Origin of the sequence: Neisseria basseii (genome assembly GCF_962707005.1) — a bacterium.
Taxonomy (GTDB): domain Bacteria; phylum Pseudomonadota; class Gammaproteobacteria; order Burkholderiales; family Neisseriaceae; genus Neisseria; species Neisseria bergeri.
Genome location: NZ_CAUIXH010000007.1, coordinates 1 through 26,365, shown reverse-complemented (window position 1 = coordinate 26,365; position 26,365 = coordinate 1). Strand labels below are relative to the sequence as shown.

Here is a 26,365-nt window from a genome sequence, read left to right as displayed (position 1 = left end):
CTATGTTGCTCAGGCAAGGCTGTTTTGTCAATGAATTAAGAGGAAAGACAATGGAAATGAAACAAACCGATTCAACCATCAAATCTCGTGCGGCGGTGGCATTCGCTCCAAATCAACCCTTACAAATTGTGGAAATCGACGTAGAAATGCCGCGTAAAAGAGAGGTGTTAATCCGCAATACCCACACGGGCGTGTGCCATACTGATGCGTTTACGTTATCAGGAAGCGATCCTGAAGGCGTATTCCCTGTGGTGCTTGGACATGAAGGTGCAGGTGTAGTTGTTGCTGTGGGCGAAGGTGTGTCAAGCGTAAAACCAGGTGATCACGTTATTCCGCTTTACACCGCTGAATGTGGCGAATGTGAGTTTTGCCGTTCAGGTAAAACCAACTTATGCGTCTCAGTGCGTGATACGCAAGGTAAAGGTTTAATGCCGGACGGCACGACGCGTTTTTCTTATCAAGGTCAGCCGATCTATCACTATATGGGCTGTTCGACTTTCAGTGAATACTCAGTTGTTGCAGAAGTTTCATTGGCGAAAATCAACCCGGAAGCCAACCACGAACATGTATGTTTGCTCGGTTGCGGCGTGACCACAGGTATTGGTGCGGTACATAACACGGCAAAAGTGCAAGAAGGCGACTCTGTGGCTGTGTTTGGCTTGGGAGCGATTGGTTTGGCTGTGGTGCAAGGTGCGCGTCAAGCGAAAGCCGGCCGCATTATCGCTATTGATACCAATCCATCAAAATTTGAGCTGGCAAAACAGTTTGGTGCAACGGATTGTTTGAACCCGAACGATTACGATAAACCGATCAAAGATGTGTTGTTAGACATCGACAAATGGGGCATAGACCACACCTTTGAATGTATCGGCAACGTAAATGTAATGCGCCAGGCATTAGAAAGTGCACACCGTGGCTGGGGACAATCCATTATCATCGGCGTAGCGGGCGCAGGACAAGAAATTTCAACGCGTCCGTTCCAGTTGGTAACAGGTCGTGTTTGGAAAGGCACGGCATTTGGCGGTGTGAAAGGCCGCTCCGAGCTTCCGAAAATGGTGGAAGACTCAATGAAAGGCGACATCCAGTTAGAACCGTTTGTAACCCACACAATGACACTCGATGAAATCAATGAAGCCTTTGAGTTAATGCACGAAGGTAAATCGATCCGTGCAGTTATTCATTACTAAGGTACGCGATGAAACTGATTGAACAACATCAAATTTTTGGCGGTTCGCAACAAGTTTGGGCACACCATGCTCAAACGCTGCAATGCGAAATGAAATTTGCCGTCTATTTGCCAAATAATCCGGAAAATCGACCACTTGGAGTGATTTATTGGCTTTCCGGCTTAACTTGTACGGAACAAAATTTCATTACTAAATCAGGCTTTCAGCATTACGCGGCAGAACATCAAGTGATTGTGGTTGCGCCTGATACCAGCCCTCGCGGAGAGCAAGTGCCGAACGATGATGCTTATGATTTGGGGCAAGGTGCAGGCTTTTATTTGAATGCGACCGAACAGCCTTGGGCGGCGAATTATCAAATGTATGATTACATTTTGAACGAGTTGCCCCGTCTGATTGAGGAACATTTTCCTACCAACGGCAAATGTTCCATTATGGGACACTCAATGGGCGGACACGGCGCATTGGTATTGGCACTGCAAAACCAAGAACGTTATCAAAGTGTTTCTGCCTTTTCGCCTATTTTATCGCCAAGCCTCGTACCGTGGGGAAAAAAATCCTTTACTGCTTATTTAGGGAAAGACCGTGAAAAATGGCAGCAATATGATGCCAACTCACTCATCCAACAAGGCTATAAAGTGCAAGGTATGCGTATCGATCAAGGCTTGGAAGATGAGTTTTTGCCAATACAATTGCGTACCGAAGATTTTATCGAAGCCTGTCGTGCGGCAAACCAGCCGATCGATGTACGCTTCCATAAAGGCTACGATCATAGCTATTACTTCATTGCCAGTTTTATTGGCGAGCATATTGCTTATCACGCCGCATTTTTGAAGTAAACCGAAGAGCGTTCAGTTTTCAAAGCAGTTTGGGATAGCCGGCACGAGGAATAGGAAGTGCCGGCATAAACGTATGCCGTCTGAACCTGAAGGAGCCGGCCCTACAGATTATCAAACCCTGCCCTTGATTTGATTAGTATCATTTTTGAGCTTAAAACCTGATTGGTCAAACATTAAAATCGCCCGTATTTCCTACTTCACTTCCAGACTTCGTATTATTCGTTGCTGAATTTGCATAAGCAGCCTGTTCCTGTTTTGTTTTCTCTCCCTCCAAGCTGACGGTAGCGTAACAGCTTCGCGATTCACCATCTGTTTCATTTGTCCTCCTTCAATATTAAAACGCAGCCTGAAATAAAAGGCATTTGGGCTCATATCTGCACCATATTGAAACGCCGCCTTTGCTCATACCCCCCTTGTGCGCGTCATTATTCTTTTCCACGGAAAACGCCAAGTTTGAAGGAAATCATTTATAATACCGACGGTAAGCATTTTCTTTCTCCGCCGCAAGAAGTATAACAAGGTTAAATATGAGTAATAGAGACCAACTTTTTAAAGCTCCTCCATTTGAAAACCACAGCCCGCTGACCTGGTATCAAGCCGCCTCACAACTACCCAACTTCATCCGCGACGACGCACAGGCTGCCGCCATCGAACACCTCGATCGGCTTTGGACCGAATTGATGATGTTCAAACGCAAAAGAAACCGTTTTTTAGGCAGGAGTTTGCGTTCCCCGCAAGTTCCCAAAGGGCTTTATTTCTATGGCGGGGTCGGACGCGGCAAAAGCTTTCTGATGGACGCTTTTTTCGGATGTCTGCCTTACCGCCGCAAACGCCGCGTTCACTTTCATGCCTTTATGGCAGAAATCCACCGGCGGCTGAAAGCCCTGAAAAGCGAAAGCAACCCGTTGAAATCCGTTGCCGCCGAGATTGCCAAAGAAACCCGCGTATTGTGTTTTGACGAATTTCATGTCAGCGATATTGCGGATGCAATGATTTTAGGCCGTCTGCTGGAAAACCTGCTTAACGAGGGCGTTGTTTTGGTGGCAACTTCAAACTACGCGCCTTCCGAACTCTACCCGCAAGGTCAAAACCGGAGCAGTTTTCTTCCCACAATCGCGCTCATCGAATCCAGCCTGACCGTCTTAAACGTTGACGGCGGGGAAGACTACCGGCTGCGTACCCTCCGCCCCGCCGAGATTTTCTTTACGCCTGCCAATGAAGAAAATGAGGCAAAACTGGCAAAATTGTTCAAAGAAATGACAGGCATTACCGATTTGAACCCCGGCATCAGCACCATCCACGGCCGGGAGATTCCCCACAAAGCCGAGTCCGGCTGTGCCATATGGTTTGATTTCCGCGCACTGTGCTTCGGCCCCCGCTCGCAGTCCGACTATCTGTATTTGGCCGAACATTATGAAATGGTTTTTGTTTCAGGTTTGGAACAACTCTCACCGCAAGAAAAGGCGGAGGCGCGGCGGCTGACTTGGCTGATTGACGTGCTCTACGATTTCCGAGTCAAACTGTGTGCCACCGGCGCGGTAGATGTCAACCATATCTACACAGAAGGCTATTTTGCCGAAGAATTTACCCGCACCGCCAGCCGGATGGTCGAAATGCAGTCCGAAGTTTATTTGGAACAGCCGCACCTGACCCTATCCCCCAAGGCTTCAGGCGGATAAGTTATTTTTTTGGTAGAATACCGATTTGATTCTTCTTAAATAAAAATAAGGATATAGCATGGCGATTGAACGCACCATCTCCATCATCAAACCCGATGCCGTCGGCAAAAACGTTATCGGCAAAATATACAGCCGCTTTGAGGAGAACGGTCTGAAAATCGTTGCCGCCAAAATGAAGCAGCTTACCCTCAAAGAGGCGCAAGAATTTTATGCGGTTCACAAAGACCGCCCTTTCTACGCCGGATTGGTTGAATTTATGACTGGCGGCCCGGTTATGATTCAAGTACTGGAAGGCGAAAACGCCGTTCTGAAAAACCGCGAACTGATGGGGGCGACCAATCCCGCCGAAGCCGCCGAAGGCACAATACGCGCGGACTTTGCCACATCAGTCAGCATTAACGCCGTACACGGTTCCGACAGCGTGGAAAATGCCGCTTTGGAAATTGCCTACTTTTTCAGCCAAACCGAAATCTGCCCCCGTTGATACAATACACCGCACAACTCCTCTTCAGACGGCATAAAATATATCCATGCCGTCTGAAAACTCAGTTGCAAAAGGCTTTAAATCAAACTTGCCTGCCCTGCAATTTTTTATTTGAAGCCTTAATTTAAGAAAAACACAAACACATGAAAACCAATCTGCTCAACTACGACCTTCAAGGGCTGACCCGACATTTTGCCGATATGGGCGAAAAACCTTTCCGTGCCAAACAGGTTATGCGTTGGATGCACCAATCCGGCGCGCAAAATTTTGACGAAATGACCGATTTGGCAAAATCCCTGCGCCATAAACTGAACGAACAGGCAAGCATCGAAATTCCCAAGCTGATGATGTCTCAAGAATCTTCAGACGGCACTCGAAAATGGCTTTTGGATGTCGGGACGGGCAACGGCGTGGAAACCGTCTTCATCCCCGAATCGGATCGCGGCACGCTCTGCATTTCCTCGCAAGTCGGCTGCGCTTTGGAATGTACATTTTGCTCGACCGGCCGGCAGGGCTTCAACCGCAATTTGACCGCTGCCGAAATTATCGGGCAATTGTGGTGGGCAAACAAAGCGATGGGCGTTACACCGAAAAACGAACGCGTAATTTCCAATGTAGTAATGATGGGTATGGGCGAGCCGATGGCGAACTTCGACAATGTCGTTACCGCCTTGAGCATCATGCTGGACGACCACGGATACGGTTTGAGCCGCCGCCGCGTAACGGTTTCCACTTCGGGTATGATTCCCCAAATGGACAGGTTGCGCGATGTCATGCCGGTGGCTTTGGCGGTTTCCCTCCATGCTTCCAATGACGAAGTCCGCAACCAAATCGTACCGTTGAACAAAAAATATCCCTTGAAAGAACTGATGGCGGCCTGCCAACGCTATCTGGTCAAAGCACCCAGGGATTTCATCACTTTCGAATACGTCATGTTGGACGGAATAAACGATAAGGCGCAACATGCGCGCGAACTGATCGAACTGGTCAAAGATGTTCCCTGCAAGTTCAATCTGATTCCGTTCAATCCCTTCCCAAACTCCGGATACGAACGCTCCAGCAATGAGAACATCCGTGTGTTCCGCGATATTTTGCAGCAGGCAGGATTTGTCGTTACCGTACGAAAAACGCGCGGCGACGACATCGATGCCGCCTGCGGACAGTTGGCAGGTCAGGTTCAGGATAAAACGCGCCGCCAACAAAAATGGCAGCAGATTTTAATCGGACAACAGGGGTAATTATGCCTTTTAAGCCATCCAAACGAATCTCTTTATTGCTTGTCCTTGCCTTGGGCGCGTGCAGCACTTCCTACCGCCCCTCGCGGGCAGAAAAAGCCAATCAGGTTTCCAATATCAAAACCCAGTTGGCAATGGAATATATGCGCGGTCAGGACTACCGTCAGGCAACGGCAAGTATTGAAGATGCCTTGAAATCTGACCCTAAAAACGAACTTGCCTGGCTGGTTCGTGCCGAAATCTATCAATACCTGAAAGTTAACGACAAGGCGCAGGAAAGTTTCCGGCAAGCCCTATCCATCAAACCCGACAGTGCCGAAATCAACAACAACTACGGCTGGTTCCTGTGCGGCAGGCTCAACCGCCCTGCCGAATCTATGGCATATTTCGACAAAGCCTTGGCCGACCCCACCTACCCGACCCCTTATATTGCCAACCTGAATAAAGGCATATGCAGTGCCAAACAGGGGCAATTCGGATTGGCGGAAGCCTATTTGGAACGCTCGCTCGCCTCGCAGCCGCAGTTCCCCCCCGCATTTAAAGAACTGGCGCGCACCAAAATGCTGGCCGGGCAGTTGGGCGATGCCGATTACTACTTTAAAAAATACCAAAGCAGGGTAGAAGTCCTTCAGGCCGATGATTTGCTGCTTGGCTGGAAAATTGCCAAAGCCCTCGGCAACGCGCAGGCGGCATACGAATATGAAGCACAATTGCAGGCAAATTTCCCCTACTCGGAAGAATTGCAAACCGTCCTCACCGGTCAATAAACAGATTCAAACCATATGAACACACTCCAACGCCGCAGGACGCATCAAGTCCGCATCGATCATATTACCGTCGGTTCAGAAGCACCCGTCGTTATCCAATCTATGACCAACACCGACACTGCCGATGCAAAAGCCACCGCATTGCAGATTAAGGAATTGAGCGATGCCGGCTCGGAAATGGTGCGAATCACTGTCAACAGCCCCGAAGCCGCGTCCAAAGTTGCCGAAATCCGCTGCCGCTTGGACGATATGGGCTATGCCACACCACTGATTGGCGATTTCCATTTCAACGGCGAACGCCTGTTGGCGGAATTTCCCGAGTGTGCAAAAGCCCTGTCCAAATACCGCATCAATCCCGGCAATGTCGGCAAAGGTGCAAAAGGCGATGAAAAATTTGCCTTTATGATTCGGACTGCTGCCGAAAACGATAAAGCCGTCCGCATCGGCGTAAACTGGGGTTCTTTGGATCAGAGCCTCGCCAAACGCATGATGGATGCCAACCTCGCTTCTTCCGCGCCGAAACCGCCCGAAGAAGTGATGAAGGAAGCACTGATTGTCTCCGCTTTGGAATCTGCCGAAAAAGCCGTTCTATTGGGACTGCCCGAAGACAAAATTATCCTGTCGTGCAAAGTCAGTGCGGTTCAAGACCTGATTCAGGTTTACCGCGAACTGGGCAGCCGTTGCGCCTATCCGCTGCATTTGGGTTTGACCGAAGCCGGTATGGGCAGCAAAGGTATTGTCGCATCAACAGCGGCATTATCCGTCTTGCTTCAAGAAGGAATCGGCGACACCATCCGCATTTCACTCACTCCGGAGCCGGGCAGCCCGCGTACTCAGGAGGTCGTCGTCGGGCAAGAGATTTTACAGACTATGGGTTTGCGCTCGTTTACGCCGATGGTTACCGCCTGCCCGGGATGCGGACGCACCACCAGTACCGTTTTTCAAGAACTGGCTCAAGATGTGCAAAACTACCTGCGCCAAAAAATGACCGTATGGCGCACTGCTTATCCCGGTGTGGAATCCTTGAATGTCGCCGTGATGGGCTGTGTCGTCAACGGCCCCGGAGAAAGCAAATTGGCCGACATCGGCATCAGCCTGCCCGGTACGGGGGAAACACCCGTCGCGCCGGTTTATGTAGATGGTGAACGCAAAGTAACGCTGAAAGGCGACAACATTGCAACGGAATTTCTGGCTATTGTTGAAGAGTATGTCAAAACCAACTACGGCGAAAACGGCTCCAAACGCAACCAGAACAAAATCATCCCGATACAGTCCCTATAAGACAAATGCCGTCTGAACTGTTTTCAGACGGCATTTGTCTACTTCACAAGGTTTAAAGCTGCAAAGAAGCGCGGTTTTCCAAAACTTGGTCAATCAAACCATATTCTTTTGCCTCTTCGGCAGACATGAAATTATCACGGTCGGTGTCGCGCTCCAAATCTGCCAAATCGCGGCCGCAGTGTTTCGCCATCAGGCGGTTGAGTTTTTCTTTGATTTTCAACAACTCGCGTGCGTGAATTTCAATGTCGGATGCCTGACCGCCCAAGCCGCCGCTGATTAAAGGCTGGTGAATCATAATTCGGCTGTTGGGCAGGGCGAAACGTTTGCCTTTTTCGCCTGCCGAGAGCAGGAATGCGCCCATGCTTGCCGCTTGTCCCAAGCACAAAGTGGAGACGTTGGGCTTGATGAAATTCATCGTGTCGTAAATCGACATGCCTGCCGTTACCGAGCCGCCGGGGGAATTGATGTAGAAGAAAATATCTTTGTCCGGATTTTCACTTTCCAAAAACAACAGCTGGGCAACCACCAAATTGGCGGACTCGTCGGTTACCGGACCGACCAAAAATACGATGCGCTCTTTCAAAAGGCGCGAGTAAATATCAAATGCACGCTCGCCGCGGCCGCTTTGTTCGATAACGGTAGGAACGAGGTAATTATTGAAATCGAAGGACATTTTTGTCTCCTGTCAATGTTGCGAAAGCACCAAAGGGGTGCTTTGGTGCTTTCAAGTTGTCTGTTTCAGACGACCTTTTGAAGATGATTAGGCTTGTGCGCCCATCACTTCGTCAAAAGACAAAGCTTTTTCGGTTACTTTGGCTTTGCCCAAAACGAAATCAACGACGTTGCTTTCTACTGCCAAAGAAGTCGGACCTTGCAGGCGGGAAGGCTCTGCGTAGTACCAGTCGATCACTTCTTGAGGATCTTCGTAGCTTTCTGCGAAGTTGGCGACAACGGCCTTGATTTGTTCTTCAGTCGGCTCGAGTTTGTTTTCGTCAACCAGTTTGGCCAAAATCAGACCCAAAGATACGCGGCGTTCGGCTTGTTCTTTGAACATATCCAAAGGCAAATCCAAGTTCGCGGCATCGGCCAGACCTTGGTTGACGAAGTTTTGTTTCATTTCGTTTGCCAAACGGGCGGCTTCTTCATTGACCAAAGCAACCGGAACTTTCAACTCTACGGCTTTAATCAGCGCGTTCATTACAGATTCTTTGGTTTGTTCGTTTACGCGGCGTTCCACTTCGCGGCTTACGTTTTTCTTCACTTCTTCGCGCATTTTGGCAACGTCGCCGTCAGCGATGCCCAATGCTTTGGCGAAGTCGGCATCAACTTCGGGCAGAGTTGCTTCGGAAACGTTGTTCAGCGTAATGGTGAACACGGCAGTTTTACCGGCAACGTCTTTACCGTGGTAGTCTTCAGGGAAATTGACGGTAACGTCTTTACTTTCGCCCGCCTTCATGCCGACTACGCCGGCTTCAAATTCAGGCAGCATTTGACCTGCGCCCAATACGAAGGCGTAGTTTTTGGATGCACCGCCGGCAAAAGGTTCGCCGTCGATTTTACCTTCAAAGTCGATGATGACGCGGTCACCGTTTCGGGCTTCGCGTTCGACATGGTTGAAGCGTGTGCGTTGTTTTCGCAGGATTTCTACGGTTTGATCCACTTCGGCATCGCCGACGGAAGCGGTTACTTTTTCGACCTCTTGTGCAGACAAATCGCCGATCACGACTTCGGGGAACACTTCAAAAATGGCGGCAACTTTGAAAGACTCTTTATCGTCTTGTTCTTCAACGCCTTCAAAACGGGGGAAGCCTGCCACTTTCAACTCTTGGGCAACGGCAACATCGTAGAAGCGGCGTTGCACCAGCTCGTTGATCACGTCGTTTTGCGCGCTTGCACCGTACATTTGGGCAATCATTTTTAAAGGTGCTTTACCCGGACGGAAACCGTCGATTTTGGCACGGCGTTGGGTTTGTTTCAGTTTTTTATCGGTTTCTGCGTTGATTTCGGACCAAGGCAGGGACAACACTACTTTGCGTTCCAGATTTTCTAAAGTTTCAACAGTTACGCTCATCATAAACCCTTAAATTTGTTGTGTTGATAAAATGACACCCCTTCCCGGCAACGGAAGGCCGGCGCGCGGCGGATACTGGGATTTGAACCGCATTGCCGCAAAGGGAAAATTTTAGCTGGCAAGTATATCACAATGTTCCTCCTGAAACATAATATGCCGTCTGAAACGCCAATTCCGCCGTTCAGACGGCATTTTGCGACACGGGCTACAAATGATCCTTACGCGCCAAAATTTTACGGCTGCCGTTCAAATCGGCCGGCGAAACCACACCCGCATTTTCCAGTGCCTCCATCAGGTTTGCCGCGCGGTTATAGCCGATACGCAACTGCCGCTGCAAAGACGAAATGGAAGTTTTTTTGCTTTCCAAAACATAGGCGACTGCCTGATCGAACAATTCGTCGCTGTCTGCATTGGGGCTGACGATATTTGCCGTTTCCTGTGCTGCTTCGCCTGTAAGCAGCCCTTCTACATAATTTGCCGGTGCCTGCTCCTTGACGAAAGCGACGACGCGGTGGACTTCATCATCGGAAACGAACGCACCTTGCAGGCGGGTCGGTTCAGCACTGCCGGGCTGGAGGAACAGGGAGTCGCCGTATTTCAGCAGTTCGTCCGCGCCTATTTGATCGAGGATGGTTCGGCTGTCGATTTTGCTTTGCACGGTAAACGCCATACGGGTCGGGATGTTGGCTTTAATCAGGCCGGTAACGACATCGACACTGGGACGTTGGGTGGCGACAATCATATGTATGCCGGCGGCACGCGCTTTTTGGGCGAGGCGGGCGATTTGTTGCTCGACGGCTTTGCGTTCGGTCATCATCAGGTCTGCCAACTCGTCGATAACGACTACAATCATCGGCAGTTTTTCCAGAGGTTCGGGTTCGTCGGGGGTCAGGCTGAACGGATTGAGCAGCGGCTTTCCTGCCGTTTTGGCTTGTTCGACTTTTTGGTTGAAGCCTTCCAAGTTGCGTACACCCGCATGGGAGAGCAGGCGGTAGCGTTTTTCCATTTCGGCGACGCACCAGTTCAACGCCTGTCCCGCTTCGCGCATATCGGTTACAACCGGACAGAGCAGGTGCGGAATGCCGTCGTAAATGCTCAACTCAAGCATTTTCGGGTCGATCATGATAAAGCGGACTTCCTCGGGCGTAGCTTTGAAAAGCATAGACATAATCATACCGTTCACGCCGACGGACTTGCCCGAACCGGTCATACCGGCAACCAAAAGGTGCGGCATTTTCGCCAAGTCGCCAACGACGGGCGTACCGGCGATGTCTTTGCCCAGCGCGACGGTCAGCTTGGATTTGGCTTCGGCAAACACGGGCGAGGACAAGATTTCGCTCAACATCACGTCTTGGCGTTTGTCGTTGGGCAACTCGATGCCCATCGTGTTTTTCCCGGCGATGGTTTCGACGATACGCACGGATTGCAGCGACATCGAGCGCGCCAAATCTTTCGACAAGGCGACAATTTGGCTGCCTTTGACACCTTGCGCGGGTTCGATTTCGTAGCGCGTGATGATGGGACCGGATGTAGCGGATACGACTTGTACGCCGATGCCGAATTCTGCCAGTTTGGATTCGATCAGTTCGGCTGTATTTTCCAATTCGGCGGGATTGATGCTGACCGGCTCGCTGTCGGGAATCCGTAACAGGTTCAATGCAGGCTTGTGGTATTCGCCGTTCTGCTGTACTTCATTGTCTTCAAACAGCGAAGGTTGGATTTTAGGCGGCGGCGCAACGGAAACCGCGACGGATTTGCGGTTGCTGCTGCTGCCTTCGAGGGGAATAACAGGTTTGGCGGTGATGTTTTTGGCTTCTTTCACCATGCGCCGTGTGTTTTGGGTATCGACACCGTCTGTTTTGGTATTCGGCCGGCGTTTTCCCAAAGCCATGACCTTTCCGAATAAAGCATTCAGACGGTTTTGAACCACCCTGCCCGTACCGTTCAAAAATTCCAGCCATGAAATCTGCACCAGCAGGGACAACGACAACAGCAGAACAACCAGGATAATCAGCAGGCTGCCCGATTTCCCCAGCAGCCACGCAAACACTGCGCCGACGCGTATGCCGACCATACCGCCAGCTCCGACAGGCAGGGAGTCGGCATATTTTCCGCCCAGCACAAAATACTCCAAGACGGGGCTGAAGACCGTCAGGACAAACAGCGCGGCGGCAGCGATTTTGTGGTTGTATGCCTCGTTTTCCGTCTGTTTTGCGTGCAGACGGAAATTTTTATACAGCATGACGCAGGCAGCCGCTATCCACCACCAGAACGACCAGCCGAAAAGATAATAGCCGACATCGGCAATATACGCGCCGAACAGTCCGCCCCAATTGGCGGCATCTCCGGCAAGCGGCGAACTGTGCGACCAAGACGGATCGCCCATATCGAAACTGATCAGGGAAATCGCCAGATACAGGGTTGCCGCCAAACTCATCAGCCACAGCGCGTCGGCAATCAGGTTGACGACATGTTCGGGACGCGCCTTTTTGGCTTCGGTTTTCTGCAGCTCTTTGACCGCCTTGAGCCGCTCGGAAACTTTATTGCCCCGCGCGCCGTTGTCGGCTTTCTTGTTGCGCGCGGACGTTGGGGACGGGCTTCCCGCCCTGCCTTTTGCTGTTTTTTTATGGGATTTTTCTGTCATGCCGTATTACCGGAAAATGCCGTCTGAAATAAGGGTCGGGACGGCTTGCGGATTGAATATGGAAAGTGTCGGATTATACTCCATTTCTCCTGCTTTCATCCTGCAACAGACAGACGTTGTCTTTCAGACGGCATATCTGTTGCCCGACGTATGTATTTTTACGCAGACCCTCGGCAAACCAGTATAATCCGTGCCGTTTGAACCGACTGAAAGAAGATGGTATGAACCAACTGAAACTTGCCGTTTCCGGTGCACAGATTTTATTTGTGGCATTCGGCGCGATGGTGCTGGTCCCCCTGCTGACCGGTCTGAATCCGGCTCTTGCGCTTTTGGGCGCAGGCTTGGGAACGCTGCTGTTCCAAATCACAACCAAACGCAAAGTGCCGATTTTTCTCGGCTCTTCGTTTGCCTTTATCGCGCCGATTATCTACTCCGTTGGCGAATGGGGGCTGCCTTCCACCATGTTCGGACTGTTTGCCGCCGGCTTTATGTATTTTGTGTTTGCCGCGCTGATCCGTTGGCGCGGACTGGCAGCGGTACACAAACTGCTGCCGCCGGTCGTCATCGGCCCCGTCATCATGGTTATCGGCCTGTCTGTTGCCGTGGCGGCAAGCAGCATGGCAATGGGTCAGGCTGACGGCAAACAGGTCATCGACTATACCGATTCGCTGATTCTTTCCGGCTTTACCTTTGCCGTTACCGCCATCGTATCGGTTTTCGGCAGCAGGATGATGAAGCTGATTCCCATCTTGATCGGTGTCGCTTCGGGTTATGTTTTGGCACTGCTGATGGGACTGGTGGACACGGCAAGCATTGCACACGCGCCCTGGTTCGCCGTTCCCCATTTTGAAACGCCTCAGGTCAACTGGCAGGCGGCACTGTTTATGCTGCCCGTTGCCGTCGCCCCCTCCATCGAACACATCGGCGGCATCATGGCAATCGGCAATGTGACGGGGAAAGACTATACGAAAGACCCCGGCTTGGACAAAACCCTTGCGGGCGACGGCTTGGGCGTGTGCCTTGCGGGTCTGATCGGCGGCCCGCCGGTTACAACCTACGGCGAAGTAACGGGTGCGGTGATGATTACCAAAAACAGCAACCCCGTCATCATGACTTGGGCGGCGGTTTTTGCCGTCTGTATGGCGTTTTTCGGCAAATTCAATGCGTTTTTGGCCTCCATCCCGATGCCCGTGATGGGCGGCATTATGCTGCTGCTGTTCGGTACGATTGCTTCTTTAGGCATCAAAACCCTGATTGATGCCAAAGTCGATTTGATGCTGCCGAAAAACCTGGTCATCGTCAGCTCGGTACTGACCACGGGCATCGGCGGCATGACGCTCAAATTAGGCAGCTTCAGCTTTGCCGGCGTGGGCTTGTGCGCCGTACTCGCCATTGTGTTGAACAGCCTGCTGCCCGATTCAAAAGAATCCTGACCGCTGATATGGAAATGCCGTCTGAACATCTTTCAGACGGCATTTTCCGTTTTATTTGAGATTTTGAATCAAAGAGCGCACAGTTCCGCCGTAATAAGAAGAAGATGTGCAATACACTGTTTCCAAACCGCATTGTCCCTGTGCGCCGTATTTTTTGATGCACTGGTTGAGTGCGACCTGATGAACGCTCGTAAAACGCGGAGAAGTAATCACAACGGAGTTTTCAACGCGCATCGCGCCCAAGGCTTTCGGGTATGCCAGCGCGACACAGGTATTGTTCAGCGACACGACCGACCGGCATCCGGTCGGCTCGTCTTCAGCAATGCCCGCAAGCGTGTCCTGACCTTTGCAGAAGGCTTCCAACTCGGCAAACGCTTCGCTTTTCGTCGAATCTTCTTTTGTGGTTTTAACCTGCAAAACATCGTCCGTATTTTGCGGATTCTGCCAAACGGCGAGATAGCCGTAAGTATCGGCAGCCTGTGCCGCCGCAGTCATCAGGCAGAGTACAGATACTGCCGCCATCCTTTTTATCATCATAAACTCCTGACGGTTCGTCCAAATTCTGTCGCATTATAAACAAAAAACAGGATAAGTCCCGCCTTATCGGCTTATCCCTCCCCTCAGATTGCACCGCCGGGGTACGGCAAACCGGTTTCGGCAACGCAAATCCGCATACTGCCGCCTTAGCGGCAAGCTGTTGTTTTCAGACGGCATTGCAGGCAAACCTTGCAGCGGGCGAAAAACCTTGTCCTACAATTTATCCCGCTTCAAAATCAGCATACGGTCAGAAATGCAAAAAATATCTTTCAATTTGTTGAAACCTGCAAACTCCCCGAAAATAGGGAAACGCCGCCCCGGTTTGAACGACGCGCCGCATATTCCGATGCCCTCCCCCCGATACCTTCCGGCAAGCCCAGAAATGCCCAGCAACAATATCCATCCGGCAAAAATCTGAAACAACACACCCGGCGGCAGGCAGAGTCAAACCGCCCCGCAAAGCATCCTCCATCAGAAAAACAAACCGCCTCCGAGGGCTTCATCCTAAAGGGCGTATTGTTCGATAAGCGTTTGCGTTATAATCCGAACATCAATTCTCCACGTCCGTGAGACACTTCAACTATGGAAATCCCGCCAAACACCCCGCAACGCTCTCTGCGTCAAAACAGTATTTACCTGCTACCTAACTCCTTTACCATCGCCGCGCTGTTTTCCGCGTTTTACGCAATCACCCAATCCATGCACGGACGTTATGAAACCGCTGCCATCGCGGTATTCATCTCCATGCTGCTGGACGGTATGGACGGGCGCGTGGCGCGGCTGACCAACAGCCAAAGCGCGTTCGGGGAGCAGCTCGACAGCCTTGCCGACATGGTCAGCTTCGGCGTTGCCCCCGCTCTGATTGCCTACAAATGGCAGCTTTGGCAGTTCGGCAAAATCGGTTATTCCGTCGCCTTCATCTACTGCGCCTGCGCCGCCCTGCGCCTCGCGCTGTTCAACACGCTCATCGGCAAGGTGGACAAACGCTGGTTTATCGGCGTGCCCAGTCCGACTGCCGCCGCGCTGATTGTCGGGCTGATTTGGGTCAACCACAGCGTCGAAAAATTCCCCGCCGTCCACTGGTGGGCATTGGGCATCACACTGTTTGCCGGCCTGTCGATGATTGTCCAAATCCCTTTTTGGAGTTTTAAAGAAATCAACATCCGCAGACAAGTCCCCTTTGTCGGAATGCTGCTTGCCGTCTTACTGCTGCTTCTGGTCACTTGGGAACCGTCGCTCGTCCTCTTCCTGTTCTTTCTCGGATACAGCCTGTCCGGCTACATTATGGCGGCACGCCGATTTTGGAAAAAATATAGAAAGGCGGATTAAATGTGGCATTGGGACATTATCTTAATCCTGCTTGCCGTAGGCAGTGCGGCAGGTTTTATCGCCGGCCTGTTCGGTGTAGGCGGCGGCACGCTGATTGTCCCTGTCGTTTTATGGGTGCTTGATTTGCAGGGTTTGGCACAACATCCTTACGCACAACACCTCGCCGTCGGCACATCCTTCGCCGTCATGGTCTTCACCGCCTTTTCCAGTATGTTGGGGCAGCACAAAAAACGGACGGTCGACTGGAAAACCGTATTTGCGATGATGCCGGGTATGATATTCGGCGTATTCGCGGGCGCACTCTCCGCAAAATATATCCCCGCGTTCGGGCTTCAAATTTTCTTCATCCTGTTTTTAACCGCCGTCGCATTCAAAACACTGCATACCGGCCCTCAGACGGCATCACGCCCGCTGCCCAAGCTGCCCGGGCTGATTGCGGTTTCCACACTGTTCGGCGCAATGTCGAGCTGGGTCGGCATAGGCGGCGGTTCACTTTCCGTCCCCTTCTTAATCCACTGCGGCTTCCCTACCCATAAAGCCATCGGCACATCATCCGGCCTTGCCTGGCCGATTGCACTCTCCGGCGCAATATCGTATCTGGTCAACGGTCTGAATATTGCAGGATTACCCGAAGGGTCGCTGGGATTCCTTTACCTGCCCGCCGTCGCCGTCCTCAGCGCGGCAACCATTACCTTTGCCCCGCTCGGTGTCAAAACCGCCCACAAACTTTCTTCTGCCAAACTCAAAAAATCCTTCGGTATTATGTTGCTTTTGATTGCCGGAAAAATGCTGTACAACCTGCTTTAAAAACCTTCTTACCGTTTGCACAAGCAATTAATCAGGACAAAGCTGCCCTGCCTCCTGTTCCGACAAGAGGACAGACAACCTGACCGAGACCTTTGCAGAATATACGGAAAACAAAACAAATGCCGTCTGAAACCATATTCCGATAATCGGCAGGGTTTCAGACGGCATTCTGATAATTTTAATTACTCAGCTGCAGCAACGACGGCAATGGTAATTTTAGCAACGGCATCAGTGTGCAAAGCAACTTCTACTTCATACTCGCCAACGGCTTTCAGAGGACCGTTTGGCAGGCGTACATTTGCTTTCACAGCTTCGATACCGGCAGCAACGATTGCAGCTGCAATGTCAGCATTGGTAACTGAACCAAACAGGCGGCCGTCCACACCGGCTTTTTGGGCAACGATAATGGTTTGACCATCCAATTTTTCCTGACGGGCTTGGGCATCTGCCAAAATTTCAGCCTGTTTGGCTTCTAGTTCTGCGCGGCGTGCTTCAAACTCTTTCATGTTTGCTTCAGTAGCACGTTTTGCCTTACCAGCAGGAATCAAAAAGTTGCGGGCATAACCGTTTTTTACGGTAACGATGTCGCCCAAATTACCCAAACCGCCGATTTTTTCTAACAGAATAATTTGCATGATTTAAACTCCAAAATTATTTGTGTTGGTCGGTATAAGGCAGGAGTGCCAAGAAGCGCGCGCGTTTTACGGCAACAGCCAATTGGCGTTGGTAGAATGCCTTCGTTCCTGTGATGCGTGCAGGAATGATTTTACCGTTTTCAGAGATAAAGTCTTTCAGCAAATCAACTTGTTTGTAATCGACTTCTTGGATTTTTTCAGCCGTGAAACGGCAGAATTTTCTACGTTTGAATGATTGACGAGCCATTGTCGTTTAACCTTTATATTCTTGAATATTTTGTATCCTGAGCATCGGCATCAGGGAACGTCTGCTTTTTTGAGCTAAAAAACCTTCGACGTGAACATATACACCTTGCCGATGCTGCCACTCTTCCGCCTGCCTGCCTAAAATCCGTGCCGGAATTTCCAATTGGACAAGACATTGCTGTCCATTTTCTTTCTGCCATGATTCATGCTTTAAGATAATATCTAAGACAGAGATTCCGGCAGGCGTATATCGAATAGGGAAAACCTTTTCAATTAACGCGGCAAGCGAAACAAGATTAGTGAATCCCAATTATTGGGCAGCCGCTTCTTCAGACGCACCGCTCAGCAGGTTCTTAGCCTTTTCACCACCCAACATAGGGGATGCTTCGGTAACGGCGTGTTTGGTTTTGATGGTCAGATGACGCAATACCGCATCATTGAAACGGAACGCGGTTTCCAACTCTTCGACCACTTCGGGAGTGGTTTCAATGTTCATCAAAACATAATGTGCTTTATGGATTTTGTTAATCGGGTAAGCCAGTTGGCGGCGACCCCAATCTTCCAGACGGTGAATCTTACCGTTTGCCTCGGTAATCATGGTTTTGTAACGTTCAACCATAGCGGGCACTTGCTCGCTTTGATCAGGATGAACGATAAACACGATCTCGTAATGACGCATGTTATCTCCTTATGGATGGTAAAAACAGCCTTCCGCCATGCGAAAGCAGAAGGCAAGGTTCAAAGTACGGGCATTATATTGGGGTTTGCCGACGGAATCAAGGATTTGGTGCGAAAAACTTGCATTCCGCCGAAAATTTCGGTTTCAGACGGCATTCAAATGTTTTGACTGCCCAGCCAGCGTTCCGCATCCAAAGCCGCCTGACAGCCGGAAGCCGCGCTGGTAATTGCCTGACGGTAGGTATGGTCTTTTACGTCGCCCGCCGCCCATACGCCTTCGATATTGGTTGCACCGACATTGTCCGCCGTACCACCTTTTGTTTTCAGGTAGCCGGCTTCGTCCATTTCCAACTGCCCTTTGAAAATATCGGTATTCGGCTTGTGCCCGATGGCGATAAAGATGCCGCTGACGGCAATTTGTTGCTCAGAACCGTCGTTGTTTTTTAATAATGCGCCGTTTACGCCCCGATCGTCGCCCAAGATTTCTTGCAGATTGCTTTCCAGCTTGAGGATGATTTTGCCCTCTTCTACGTGTTTCATCAGTTTGTCGATCATGATTTTTTCGGCACGGAACTCGCTGCGGCGGTGAATCAGCGTAACGGTTTTGGCGATATTGGCAAGGTAGAGTGCTTCCTCAACTGCCGTATTGCCGCCGCCGACTACGGCAACATCTTGGTTTTTGTAGAAGAAACCGTCGCAGGTGGCACAAGCGGAAACGCCTTTCCCTGCAAACGCTTCCTCACTCGGCAAACCAAGGTATTTGGCGGACGCGCCTGTTGCGACAATCAGTGCGTCGCAAGTATATTCGCCCATATCGCCTTTGAGTGTGAATGGGCGTTTTTGCAGATCGACGGCGTTGATTTGGTCAAAAATGATTTCTGTTCCGAAACGTTCGGCGTGGGCGAGAAACCGCGCCATCAATTCCGGCCCTTGCACGCCGTCGGCATCGGCAGGCCAGTTGTCCACTTCGGTCGTTGTCATCAGTTGCCCGCCTTGTGCGATACCTGTAATAATGACGGGGTTTAAATTGGCGCGCGCGGCATAGACGGCGGCGGTGTATCCGGCGGGGCCGGAACCCAAAATAATCAGTTTGCGGTGTTGGGACATTGTTTTTCCTTTGCTGTGTCAAGTTTTCGGATTCTACTCGAATTATCGGCGCGTTTGAGAAATTTTGACCATACCGGCGTTCAGACGGCATCCCGCAGCCTTGACTGCCGTCTGAATATCAAAGCAGGAATCACGCTTATGCAACAAAAAATCCGTTTCCAAATCGAAGGCATGACCTGTCAGGCATGTGCTTCGCGCATTGAAAAAGTGTTGAACAAAAAAGATTTTGTCGAATCGGCGGGGGTGAACTTCGCCAGCGAGGAAGCTCAGGTTACGTTTGACGACAGCAAAACCTCAGTAGCCGACATTGCCAAAATCATTGAGAAAACCGGTTACGGCGCGAAGGAAAAGACGGAAGATACATTGCCGCAACCCGAAGCAGAACACCATATCGGCTGGAGGTTGTGGCTTTTGCTGGCCATCAATATCCCCTTCCTTATCGGTATGGTAGGGATGATGCTAAAAGGGCTGAATTGGACACGGCACGATTGGATGTTGTCGCCCTTGTTGCAGTTTGCATTGGCAAGCGTGGTACAGCTTTGGCTGGCAATCCCGTTTTACAAAAGCGCGTGGGCGAGCATTAAAGGCGGACTGGCGAATATGGACGTGCTCGTTACCATCGGCACGGTCTCGATTTATCTGTATTCCGTCTATATGCTGTTTTTCAGTCCGCATGCGGCGCACGGCATGGCGCATGTGTATTTTGAAGTGGGCGTAATGGTGATTGGGTTTGTGTCGCTGGGTAAGTTTTTGGAACACCGTACCAAAAAATCCAGCCTGAACAGCTTGGGCTTGCTGCTGAAACTTACGCCCACCCAAGTCAATGTGCAGCGCGAAGGCGAATGGCGGCAGCTACCCATCGACCAAGTGCAAATCGGCGACCTTATCCGCGCCAACCACGGCGAACGCATTGCCGCAGACGGCATCATTGAAAGCGGCAGCGGTTGGGCGGACGAGAGCCATCTTACCGGCGAATCCAATCCCGAAGAGAAAAAGGCGGGTGGCAAAGTGTTGGCGGGCGCGCTGATGACTGAAGGCAGCGTGGTGTACCGCGCTACGCAGCTCGGCAGCCAAACCCTGCTCGGCGATATGATGAACGCGCTCTCTGAAGCACAAGGCAGCAAAGCGCCGATTGCACGCGTGGCAGATAAGGCGGCGGCGGTATTTGTGCCAACTGTTGTGGGCATTGCGCTTCTGACTTTTATCGCCACTTGGCTGGTGAAAGGTGATTGGACGGTGGCACTGATGCACGCCGTTGCTGTTTTGGTGATTGCCTGTCCGTGCGCACTCGGTCTGGCAACGCCCGCCGCGATTATGGTCGGCATGGGCAAGGCGGTGAAACACGGCATTTGGTTTAAAGACGCGGCGGCGATGGAAGAAGCCGCCCACGTCGATGCCGTCGTGTTGGACAAAACCGGCACGCTGACCGAAGGTAGGCCGCAGGTTGCTGCCGTTTACTGCGTTCCCGACAGCGGCTTTGACGAAGACGATTTGTACCGCATCGCCGCCGCTGTCGAACAAAACGCCGCCCACCCGCTCGCCCGCGCCATCGTTTCTGCAGCCCAAGCGCGCGGCTTGGAAATCCCCGCCGCACAAAACGCGCAAACCTTTGTCGGCGCAGGCATTGCCGCCGAAGTGGAAGGCGCGGGATTGGTGAAAGCGGGCAAAGCCGAATTTGCCGAACTGACCTTGCCGAAGTTTTCAGACGGCGTTTGGGAAATCGCCAGTGTGGTTGCCATATCTGTAAACGGCAAACCCATCGGCGCATTCGCACTTGCCGACGCGTTGAAAGCCGATACCGCCGAAGCCATAGGCCGTCTGAAAAAACACGGCATCGACGTTTACATCATGAGCGGCGACAACCAAGGCACGGTCGAATACGTCGCCAAACAACTGAGCATCGCCCACGCTTTCGGCAATATGAGTCCGCGCGACAAAGCCGCCGAAGTGCAGAAACTCAAAGCTGCCGGCAAAACCGTGGCGATGGTCGGCGACGGCATCAACGACGCGCCCGCACTCGCCGCCGCCAACGTCAGCTTCGCGATGAAAGGCGGCGCGGACGTTGCCGAACACACCGCATCCGCTACGCTGATGCAGCATTCGGTTAATCAGCTCGCCGATGCGCTGTCGGTATCGCGGGCGACGTTGAAAAACATCAAGCAAAACCTGTTTTTCGCCTTTTTCTACAATATTTTGGGCATTCCGCTTGCCGCGCTCGGTTTTTTAAACCCTGTCATCGCAGGCGCGGCAATGGCGGCAAGCTCGGTTTCGGTATTGGGCAATGCCCTGCGCCTGAAACGGGTAAAAATCGATTGACCGCATATAATCGCCCGACAGCTTTTCCGAACGGATAAGGCTGCCGCTGCCGATATGCCGTCTGAAGCCGTTTTTCAAATGATTGATATGAATACAGAAAACCGTCCTCCGGAACAATTCGACATCCCGCTCTTCCTCAAAAACCTGCCCAAGCTGCCGGGCGTGTACCGTTTTTTTGACGAAGGCGGCAAAGTCTTATACGTCGGCAAAGCGGTCAACCTCAAGCGGCGCGTGTCCGGGTATTTCCAAAAAAACGACCATTCGCCGCGCATCGCATTGATGGTGAAACAGGTTCGCCATATCGAAACCACCATCACACGTTCCGAAGCCGAAGCCCTGATTCTCGAAAACAACCTCATCAAAGCCTTGTCGCCGAAATACAATATCCTTTTCCGCGATGACAAAAGCTATCCTTATCTGATGCTCAGCGGCCATCAATATCCGCAAATGGCGTATTACCGGGGCGCGCTGAAAAAGCCCAACCAATACTTCGGCCCGTATCCGAACAGCAATGCCGTGCGCGACAGCATTCAGGTGTTGCAAAAAGTCTTTATGCTGCGTACCTGCGAAGACAGCGTGTTCGAACACCGAGACCGCCCTTGCCTGCTGTACCAAATCAAACGCTGCACCGCGCCTTGTGTCGGACACATCAGCGAAGAAGACTACCGCGACAGCGTGCGCCAAGCCGCCACTTTCCTCAACGGCAAAACCGACGAACTGACGCGCACCCTGCAACACAAAATGCAAACTGCCGCCGCCAACCTGCAATTTGAAGAAGCCGCCCGTTACCGCGACCAAATCCAAGCACTCGGCATCATGCAGAGCAACCAGTTCATCGACAGCAAAAACCCAAACAACCCCAACGATATCGACCTGCTCGCGCTGGCGGTTTCAGACGGCATCGTCTGCGTACACTGGGTCAGCATACGCGGCGGGCGGCACGTCGGTGACAAAAGCTTTTTCCCCGACACCAAAAACGATCCCGAACCAAACGGGCAAGATTACGCCGAAGCCTTTGTCTCCCAACACTATCTGGGCAAAAGCAAACCCGACATCATCATCAGTAACTTCCCTGTCCCCGACGCATTGAAAGAAGCCCTAGAGGGCGAACACGGCAAACAAATGCAGTTCGTAACCAAAACCATAGGCGAACGCAAAGTCTGGCTGAAAATGGCGGAACAAAATGCACAAATGGCGATTGCCCAACGCCGCCTGCAACAAAGCAGCCAGCAACACCGAATCGACGAACTCGCCAAAATCCTCGGCATGGATTCAGACGGCCTCAACCGCCTCGAATGCTTCGACATCAGCCACACCCAAGGCGAAGCCACCATCGCTTCCTGCGTCGTGTACGACGAACAAAACATCCAGCCTTCGCAATACCGCCGCTACAACATCACGACCGCCAAACACGGCGACGACTACGCCGCCATGCGTGAAGTGTTGACGCGCCGTTACGGCAAAATGCAGGAAGCCGAAGCCAACAGCGAGACCGTAAAATGGCCCGATGCCGTGTTGATTGACGGCGGCAAAGGACAAATCGGCATCGCCGTATCCGTATGGGAGGAACTCGGGCTGCACATCCCTTTGGTCGGCATTGCCAAAGGCCCGGAGCGCAAAGCCGGTATGGAGGAACTCATACTGCCTTTTACCGGCGAAACCTTCCGCCTGCCGCCAAACAGCCCCGCCTTGCATCTATTGCAAACCGTACGCGACGAATCGCACCGCTTTGCCATTACCGGCCACCGCAAAAAACGCGACAAAGCACGCGTTACCTCCTCCTTAAGCGACATCCCCGGTATCGGCAGCAAACGCCGCCAAGCCCTGCTTACCCGCTTCGGCGGCCTGCGCGGCGTGATTGCAGCCAGCCGCGAGGACTTGGAAAAAGTGGAAGGCATCAGCAAGGCATTGGCGGAAACCATTTATAATCATCTGCATTAGTATGCCGTCAAAGCAAAAACCGTCTGTGAAAATATGATACAGCAGACCGGCGTGCCGATATAAACCTAACTTCATAACAAATAACGATGATTCGACAAAACGGAAAACGATCTGATATGAACAATCCCGACTTAACCTATCGACAGGCCTTGGAACGCCTGTCTCAAAAACAATATAACTTTGCCGAAGTCCGCCGACTGCTGACAGAAGCGGCCTCGGCAGGTCATCCCGCCGCTGCATTCGAGTTGGCAAAACACCTGATGGACGCGGACAGCCCCTACCAAGACCGCGAACAAGGTATGGAAATGCTCCGCATCGCAGCCGAACAGGGGCATCCCTACGCGCGTTACAATCTGGCATATATCCAAGAATTGGAAGGTGCGCCCCCAGAAACCCTGATATCGCTTTACAGACCTCTGGCAGAGGAAGAGCTGCCTGAAGCACAAGTCCGCCTGATGTACCTGCTGTATGCGTCCCGACATTTTGAAGAAGCCTTGGAATGGGCAAAAACAAGCGCAAAAAACAACAATCCCCACGGGCAATACCTGCTCGCCCAATACTGCCGGTACGGCACACCGCCGGATTTTGAAACGGCGCACCTGCTCTACCGAAAAGCGGCGGCACAAGGCTTGCCGGAAGCACATTGGCAACTCGGGCTGCAATATCGTTTCGGACAAGGGACGCAAACTGACACGGCACAGGCCGTCAATCATTTGCGCGCCGCCGCACAACAAGGATACATTCCCGCCTGCACCCCGCTTGCCGAACTCATCCTGCCTGCCGCCCCCGACGAAGCCGTTTACCGGTTCCAACAGGCGGCACAGGAAAATGACCCCGATGCCCATGCCGCACTGGCCGACATCTACCTGCAAGGCAAATATCAGGAAAGAAACCACAAACTTGCCCTGCATCATGCCGAGGCAGCCGCCGCCGAACGCCATCCCGAAGGTTTGCGGATACTGGGCGACATCTGCCGCTACGGTTTAGGCACAGCCCCCGATACGGAAAAAGCCCGGCATTATTACCGGCAGGCAGCCGAAGCCGGCAGCCTTTCCGCCTATCAGAAACTCATATCCGACAGCGCGTTAAACCATCCCGACCAATACGGCGGCATCAAAGATTCCGCCATCAGGCGGCAAAGGGCAGAACAGCTTTATCAAAAAGCCCAAGCCCTGCATTACGGATTACAATGCGCGCCCGAATACGCGGCCGCGCTCAAACTCTACACAGAAGCCGCAGAACTCGGCCACAGCAAAGCCCAAACTAATCTGGGCAGTATGTACTACTTCGGACAGGGCATAGCCGCCGACTACGGCAAAGCCCGCAAATGGTTTGAACAAGCCGCCGCGCAAAAAGACAGTATGGCGTTCTACAACCTCGCCTGCATCCATTACAGCGGACACGGTGTAGGACCGGACAAAGAAAAAGCCTGCCGCTACCTGCAAGAAGCCATAAACAACGGATACGGGCAAAAAAGCGTCCTGCAAGAACTGCTGCAACAGTGGCAAAATGCCGTCTGAACACCGGTACATTTACCCCGCAAAAACGAAACAGGTATAATCGCCCCTTTCCCTTCCCGCCGTCCGAACAGACATTTCACATTCAGACGGCATCCTGATTGCACAAGCGCACGGAAGCATTATGACAGACACCGCCGAAAACCAAACACCAAACGACCGTCAAGCCGGACACCCCCGCAGCATCCGCAGCTTCGTCCTCCGCCAAAGCCATATGACCGCCGCGCAGCAACGCGCCATCGATACCTTATGGGACCACTTCGGCATCGGCTACCAAGCAACACCGACCGATTTTAATGCCCGTTTCGGAAGCAGCCGACCCAAAATCCTCGAAATAGGCTTCGGTATGGGGACGGCAACCGCAGAAATCGCCCGCCGCCTGCCCGAAACCGACTTCCTCGCCATCGACGTACACGGTCCCGGCGTAGGCAACCTGCTCAAACTCATAGACGAAAATCATTTGGAAAACATCCGCGTGATGCGGCACGATGCCGTAGAAGTCGTCGAAAATATGCTGCAAGACGGCTCGCTCGACGGCATCCACATATTCTTCCCCGACCCGTGGCACAAAAAACGCCACCACAAACGCCGTCTGATACAAGCCCCCTTCATCGCCAAACTGCTACCCAAACTCAAAACCGGCAGCTATATCCACCTTGCGACAGACTGGGAAGAATATGCACAGCAGATGCTTGAAGTCCTCAGTAGCTTCGACAGCCTGCAAAATACAGTTGCAGACTACGCCCCCACCCCGGACTACCGCCCCGAAACCAAATTCGAAGCGCGCGGCAAACGCCTCGGACACGGCGTTTGGGACTTGGTATTCAAACGGATCGGATAACAAACCGCCGGATAAAGAATGCCGTCTGAAGCACGTTTGCTTACAGACGGCATTTTTTCAAGATAAAGCAGCGAGTGATGTTTCGATACAAGGTTTAAAATAATGGTTTGAACGGCAAAAACGCCTGCGTACCGCACGCATCCTTGTAGGTTTTAACCTGCACATCGGTTTTAAAGTTTGTGCCGCCCGCAGGCGGGGGGTCTGGTGCAGCCATACACGCAGTAGGTAAGGATACAGCTTGCTTCCAGTTAAAAAGTAATCTCTATCAAAATTTACAGCAAGCCGTAACACACATAAAATCTTTAGTCTTCCGTATGTCGGATTCTTGAATCCGACATTACTTTAATCGTATTCAATAGAAAAGTCTGCATTGCCGCCACTCCAATTATGCGGATAAATACCCTGTTTGACATAACGGTTAAACGTAGAAAACCGCCAATCGGAAATTTGTCCTACATAGCCATGTTTGACCGGATTGAAATGCAGATAATCAAAATGGCAGGCAAAATCGGCCTCATCGCGGATAGTATGTTCCCAAAAGCGTTTTTGCCAAAGCCTGAGATTGCCGCCGATTAAATATTGGTAAAAAAGAGAAAGCCTGAGACCTTTACAAAATTCCCCAAAATCCCCTAAATTCCCACCAAGACGTTTAGGGGATTTCTCATGAGCACCTTCTTCCAGCAAACCGCACAAGCCATGATTGCCAAACACATCGACCGCTTCCCACTATTGAAGTTGGATCAAGTGATTGATTGGCAGCCGATCGAACAATACCTGAACCGTCAAAGAACCCG

25 protein-coding genes and 2 pseudogenes are annotated in these 26,365 nt (G+C 51.8%); 16 read left to right on the top strand and 11 right to left on the bottom strand.

Translation table 11 applies throughout. From position 1 onward, the window contains the following. The first annotated feature begins 50 nt into the window (after positions 1-50). The 7 genes from Q9I99_RS05330 (at position 51) to ispG (ending at position 7,469) form a co-directional block, all read left to right on the top strand. Positions 51-1,187, top strand: a complete 1,137-nt coding sequence (locus Q9I99_RS05330; protein ID WP_439652320.1) for an S-(hydroxymethyl)glutathione dehydrogenase/class III alcohol dehydrogenase — start codon at positions 51-53, stop codon at positions 1,185-1,187. Between the two features lie 8 nt (positions 1,188-1,195). Next, positions 1,196-2,023, top strand: a complete 828-nt coding sequence (fghA, locus tag Q9I99_RS05325; protein WP_301667183.1) for an S-formylglutathione hydrolase — start codon at positions 1,196-1,198, stop codon at positions 2,021-2,023. A gap of 527 nt (positions 2,024-2,550) precedes the next feature. Further along, entirely contained in the window at positions 2,551-3,702 is a 1,152-nt protein-coding gene (zapE, locus tag Q9I99_RS05320; RefSeq protein WP_301667184.1) for a cell division protein ZapE, read from the top strand. Between the two features lie 58 nt (positions 3,703-3,760). Continuing rightward, a complete protein-coding gene (gene ndk / locus Q9I99_RS05315) occupies positions 3,761-4,186 on the top strand; it encodes a nucleoside-diphosphate kinase (protein WP_014573969.1) in 426 nt (141 codons plus the stop codon). Between the two features lie 143 nt (positions 4,187-4,329). Then, entirely contained in the window at positions 4,330-5,424 is a 1,095-nt protein-coding gene (rlmN, locus tag Q9I99_RS05310; protein ID WP_301667185.1) for a dual-specificity RNA methyltransferase RlmN, read from the top strand. A 2-nt stretch (positions 5,425-5,426) separates the two neighbouring features. Continuing rightward, the gene (pilW, locus tag Q9I99_RS05305; protein ID WP_301667186.1) at positions 5,427-6,188 is read left to right on the top strand and encodes a type IV pilus biogenesis/stability protein PilW; all 762 of its coding nucleotides are present in this window, start codon (positions 5,427-5,429) and stop codon (positions 6,186-6,188) included. 15 nt (positions 6,189-6,203) lie between these two features. Next, positions 6,204-7,469 (top strand): flavodoxin-dependent (E)-4-hydroxy-3-methylbut-2-enyl-diphosphate synthase, encoded by a 1,266-nt coding sequence (gene ispG, locus Q9I99_RS05300; protein ID WP_301667187.1) that lies wholly within the window; start codon positions 6,204-6,206, stop codon positions 7,467-7,469. Between the two features lie 52 nt (positions 7,470-7,521). Here the strand turns inward: ispG and clpP are convergent, their stop codons facing one another. The 3 genes from clpP to Q9I99_RS05285 all read right to left on the bottom strand — a co-directional run bounded on the left by clpP (position 7,522) and on the right by Q9I99_RS05285 (position 12,184). Then, the gene (clpP, locus tag Q9I99_RS05295; protein WP_118792151.1) at positions 7,522-8,142 is read right to left on the bottom strand and encodes an ATP-dependent Clp endopeptidase proteolytic subunit ClpP; all 621 of its coding nucleotides are present in this window, start codon (positions 8,140-8,142) and stop codon (positions 7,522-7,524) included. 87 nt (positions 8,143-8,229) lie between these two features. Next, complete coding sequence (gene tig, locus Q9I99_RS05290) at positions 8,230-9,540, bottom strand: trigger factor (protein ID WP_301667204.1); 1,311 nt, start codon at positions 9,538-9,540, stop codon at positions 8,230-8,232. Positions 9,541-9,745: 205 nt separating this feature from the next. Then, complete coding sequence (locus Q9I99_RS05285) at positions 9,746-12,184, bottom strand: DNA translocase FtsK (protein ID WP_301667188.1); 2,439 nt, start codon at positions 12,182-12,184, stop codon at positions 9,746-9,748. Positions 12,185-12,200: 16 nt separating this feature from the next. Here Q9I99_RS05285 and Q9I99_RS05280 point away from each other — a divergent pair, with 16 nt between their 5' ends. Further along, positions 12,201-12,371 carry a hypothetical protein gene (locus Q9I99_RS05280; RefSeq protein WP_301667189.1) on the top strand — a complete coding sequence of 57 codons (171 nt, stop codon included), beginning with the start codon at positions 12,201-12,203 and terminating at the stop codon, positions 12,369-12,371. A 34-nt stretch (positions 12,372-12,405) separates the two neighbouring features. Then, the gene (locus Q9I99_RS05275; RefSeq protein ID WP_301667190.1) at positions 12,406-13,617 is read left to right on the top strand and encodes a uracil-xanthine permease family protein; all 1,212 of its coding nucleotides are present in this window, start codon (positions 12,406-12,408) and stop codon (positions 13,615-13,617) included. 51 nt (positions 13,618-13,668) lie between these two features. Here the strand turns inward: Q9I99_RS05275 and Q9I99_RS05270 are convergent, their stop codons facing one another. After that, positions 13,669-14,151, bottom strand: a complete 483-nt coding sequence (locus Q9I99_RS05270) for a DUF4189 domain-containing protein (RefSeq protein WP_301667205.1) — start codon at positions 14,149-14,151, stop codon at positions 13,669-13,671. 585 nt (positions 14,152-14,736) lie between these two features. On the opposite strand from Q9I99_RS05270, the gene pssA reads away from it, so the two are divergent. Together pssA and Q9I99_RS05260 are read left to right on the top strand one after the other, a co-directional pair. Further along, positions 14,737-15,483: a CDP-diacylglycerol--serine O-phosphatidyltransferase gene (pssA, locus tag Q9I99_RS05265; protein WP_025458074.1), complete on the top strand. Its 747-nt coding sequence runs from the start codon at positions 14,737-14,739 to the stop codon at positions 15,481-15,483. Next, positions 15,484-16,290, top strand: coding sequence for a sulfite exporter TauE/SafE family protein (locus Q9I99_RS05260; RefSeq protein WP_301667191.1), 807 nt, complete (start codon positions 15,484-15,486; stop codon positions 16,288-16,290). A gap of 27 nt (positions 16,291-16,317) precedes the next feature. On the opposite strand, the gene Q9I99_RS05255 is transcribed toward Q9I99_RS05260, so the two are convergent. From Q9I99_RS05255 to trxB, 6 genes are all read right to left on the bottom strand, one after another. Beyond that, on the bottom strand, positions 16,318-16,458 hold the full coding sequence (locus tag Q9I99_RS05255; RefSeq protein WP_301667192.1) for a hypothetical protein: 141 nt from the start codon (positions 16,456-16,458) through the stop codon (positions 16,318-16,320). A 14-nt stretch (positions 16,459-16,472) separates the two neighbouring features. Further along, a complete protein-coding gene (gene rplI / locus Q9I99_RS05250) occupies positions 16,473-16,925 on the bottom strand; it encodes a 50S ribosomal protein L9 (protein ID WP_301667193.1) in 453 nt (150 codons plus the stop codon). Between the two features lie 16 nt (positions 16,926-16,941). Continuing rightward, complete coding sequence (gene rpsR, locus Q9I99_RS05245; RefSeq protein WP_002213306.1) at positions 16,942-17,172, bottom strand: 30S ribosomal protein S18; 231 nt, start codon at positions 17,170-17,172, stop codon at positions 16,942-16,944. Between the two features lie 6 nt (positions 17,173-17,178). Next, on the bottom strand, positions 17,179-17,481 hold the full coding sequence (priB, locus tag Q9I99_RS05240; RefSeq protein WP_301667195.1) for a primosomal replication protein N: 303 nt from the start codon (positions 17,479-17,481) through the stop codon (positions 17,179-17,181). Beyond that, a complete protein-coding gene (gene rpsF, locus Q9I99_RS05235; protein WP_002232587.1) occupies positions 17,482-17,850 on the bottom strand; it encodes a 30S ribosomal protein S6 in 369 nt (122 codons plus the stop codon). It lies immediately after the preceding gene. 155 nt (positions 17,851-18,005) lie between these two features. Continuing rightward, on the bottom strand, positions 18,006-18,956 hold the full coding sequence (gene trxB, locus Q9I99_RS05230) for a thioredoxin-disulfide reductase (RefSeq protein WP_301667196.1): 951 nt from the start codon (positions 18,954-18,956) through the stop codon (positions 18,006-18,008). Positions 18,957-19,094: 138 nt separating this feature from the next. Between trxB and Q9I99_RS05225 the strand changes: the two genes are divergently transcribed. The 4 genes from Q9I99_RS05225 (at position 19,095) to trmB (ending at position 25,571) form a co-directional block, all read left to right on the top strand. Then, positions 19,095-21,272: a heavy metal translocating P-type ATPase gene (locus Q9I99_RS05225; protein ID WP_301667197.1), complete on the top strand. Its 2,178-nt coding sequence runs from the start codon at positions 19,095-19,097 to the stop codon at positions 21,270-21,272. 54 nt (positions 21,273-21,326) lie between these two features. Next, the gene (gene uvrC, locus Q9I99_RS05220) at positions 21,327-23,213 is read left to right on the top strand and encodes an excinuclease ABC subunit UvrC (protein WP_301667198.1); all 1,887 of its coding nucleotides are present in this window, start codon (positions 21,327-21,329) and stop codon (positions 23,211-23,213) included. 116 nt (positions 23,214-23,329) lie between these two features. Continuing rightward, the gene (locus Q9I99_RS05215) at positions 23,330-24,733 is read left to right on the top strand and encodes a tetratricopeptide repeat protein (protein WP_301667199.1); all 1,404 of its coding nucleotides are present in this window, start codon (positions 23,330-23,332) and stop codon (positions 24,731-24,733) included. Between the two features lie 121 nt (positions 24,734-24,854). Continuing rightward, on the top strand, positions 24,855-25,571 hold the full coding sequence (gene trmB / locus Q9I99_RS05210) for a tRNA (guanosine(46)-N7)-methyltransferase TrmB (RefSeq protein ID WP_301667200.1): 717 nt from the start codon (positions 24,855-24,857) through the stop codon (positions 25,569-25,571). A gap of 342 nt (positions 25,572-25,913) precedes the next feature. Here trmB and Q9I99_RS05205 read toward each other — a convergent pair. Beyond that, positions 25,914-26,153, bottom strand: a pseudogene (locus Q9I99_RS05205) (transposase); the annotation flags it as partial. Positions 26,154-26,234: 81 nt separating this feature from the next. Here Q9I99_RS05205 and Q9I99_RS05200 point away from each other — a divergent pair. After that, positions 26,235-26,365: pseudogene (locus Q9I99_RS05200) on the top strand (IS5/IS1182 family transposase); the annotation flags it as partial.

Bases quoted from the DNA above. Each gene is read 5' to 3' on its own strand.
- Q9I99_RS05215 (WP_301667199.1), top strand. From the start codon at position 23,330: ATGAACAATCCCGACTTAACCTATCGACAGGCCTTGGAACGCCTGTCT.
- Q9I99_RS05270 (WP_301667205.1), bottom strand. From the start codon at position 14,151: ATGATAAAAAGGATGGCGGCAGTATCTGTACTCTGCCTGATGACTGCG.
- zapE (WP_301667184.1), top strand. From the start codon at position 2,551: ATGAGTAATAGAGACCAACTTTTTAAAGCTCCTCCATTTGAAAACCAC.
- Q9I99_RS05225 (WP_301667197.1), top strand. From the start codon at position 19,095: ATGCAACAAAAAATCCGTTTCCAAATCGAAGGCATGACCTGTCAGGCA.
- uvrC (WP_301667198.1), top strand. From the start codon at position 21,327: ATGCCGTCTGAAGCCGTTTTTCAAATGATTGATATGAATACAGAAAAC.
- rpsF (WP_002232587.1), bottom strand. From the start codon at position 17,850: ATGCGTCATTACGAGATCGTGTTTATCGTTCATCCTGATCAAAGCGAG.
- Q9I99_RS05330 (WP_439652320.1), top strand. From the start codon at position 51: ATGGAAATGAAACAAACCGATTCAACCATCAAATCTCGTGCGGCGGTG.
- fghA (WP_301667183.1), top strand. From the start codon at position 1,196: ATGAAACTGATTGAACAACATCAAATTTTTGGCGGTTCGCAACAAGTT.
- Q9I99_RS05285 (WP_301667188.1), bottom strand. From the start codon at position 12,184: ATGACAGAAAAATCCCATAAAAAAACAGCAAAAGGCAGGGCGGGAAGC.
- ndk (WP_014573969.1), top strand. From the start codon at position 3,761: ATGGCGATTGAACGCACCATCTCCATCATCAAACCCGATGCCGTCGGC.
- rplI (WP_301667193.1), bottom strand. From the start codon at position 16,925: ATGCAAATTATTCTGTTAGAAAAAATCGGCGGTTTGGGTAATTTGGGC.
- clpP (WP_118792151.1), bottom strand. From the start codon at position 8,142: ATGTCCTTCGATTTCAATAATTACCTCGTTCCTACCGTTATCGAACAA.
- ispG (WP_301667187.1), top strand. From the start codon at position 6,204: ATGAACACACTCCAACGCCGCAGGACGCATCAAGTCCGCATCGATCAT.
- pssA (WP_025458074.1), top strand. From the start codon at position 14,737: ATGGAAATCCCGCCAAACACCCCGCAACGCTCTCTGCGTCAAAACAGT.
- trmB (WP_301667200.1), top strand. From the start codon at position 24,855: ATGACAGACACCGCCGAAAACCAAACACCAAACGACCGTCAAGCCGGA.
- Q9I99_RS05260 (WP_301667191.1), top strand. From the start codon at position 15,484: ATGTGGCATTGGGACATTATCTTAATCCTGCTTGCCGTAGGCAGTGCG.
- Q9I99_RS05275 (WP_301667190.1), top strand. From the start codon at position 12,406: ATGAACCAACTGAAACTTGCCGTTTCCGGTGCACAGATTTTATTTGTG.
- pilW (WP_301667186.1), top strand. From the start codon at position 5,427: ATGCCTTTTAAGCCATCCAAACGAATCTCTTTATTGCTTGTCCTTGCC.
- rpsR (WP_002213306.1), bottom strand. From the start codon at position 17,172: ATGGCTCGTCAATCATTCAAACGTAGAAAATTCTGCCGTTTCACGGCT.
- tig (WP_301667204.1), bottom strand. From the start codon at position 9,540: ATGAGCGTAACTGTTGAAACTTTAGAAAATCTGGAACGCAAAGTAGTG.
- Q9I99_RS05255 (WP_301667192.1), bottom strand. From the start codon at position 16,458: ATGCCGTCTGAAACCCTGCCGATTATCGGAATATGGTTTCAGACGGCA.
- rlmN (WP_301667185.1), top strand. From the start codon at position 4,330: ATGAAAACCAATCTGCTCAACTACGACCTTCAAGGGCTGACCCGACAT.
- Q9I99_RS05280 (WP_301667189.1), top strand. From the start codon at position 12,201: ATGCCGTCTGAAATAAGGGTCGGGACGGCTTGCGGATTGAATATGGAA.
- trxB (WP_301667196.1), bottom strand. From the start codon at position 18,956: ATGTCCCAACACCGCAAACTGATTATTTTGGGTTCCGGCCCCGCCGGA.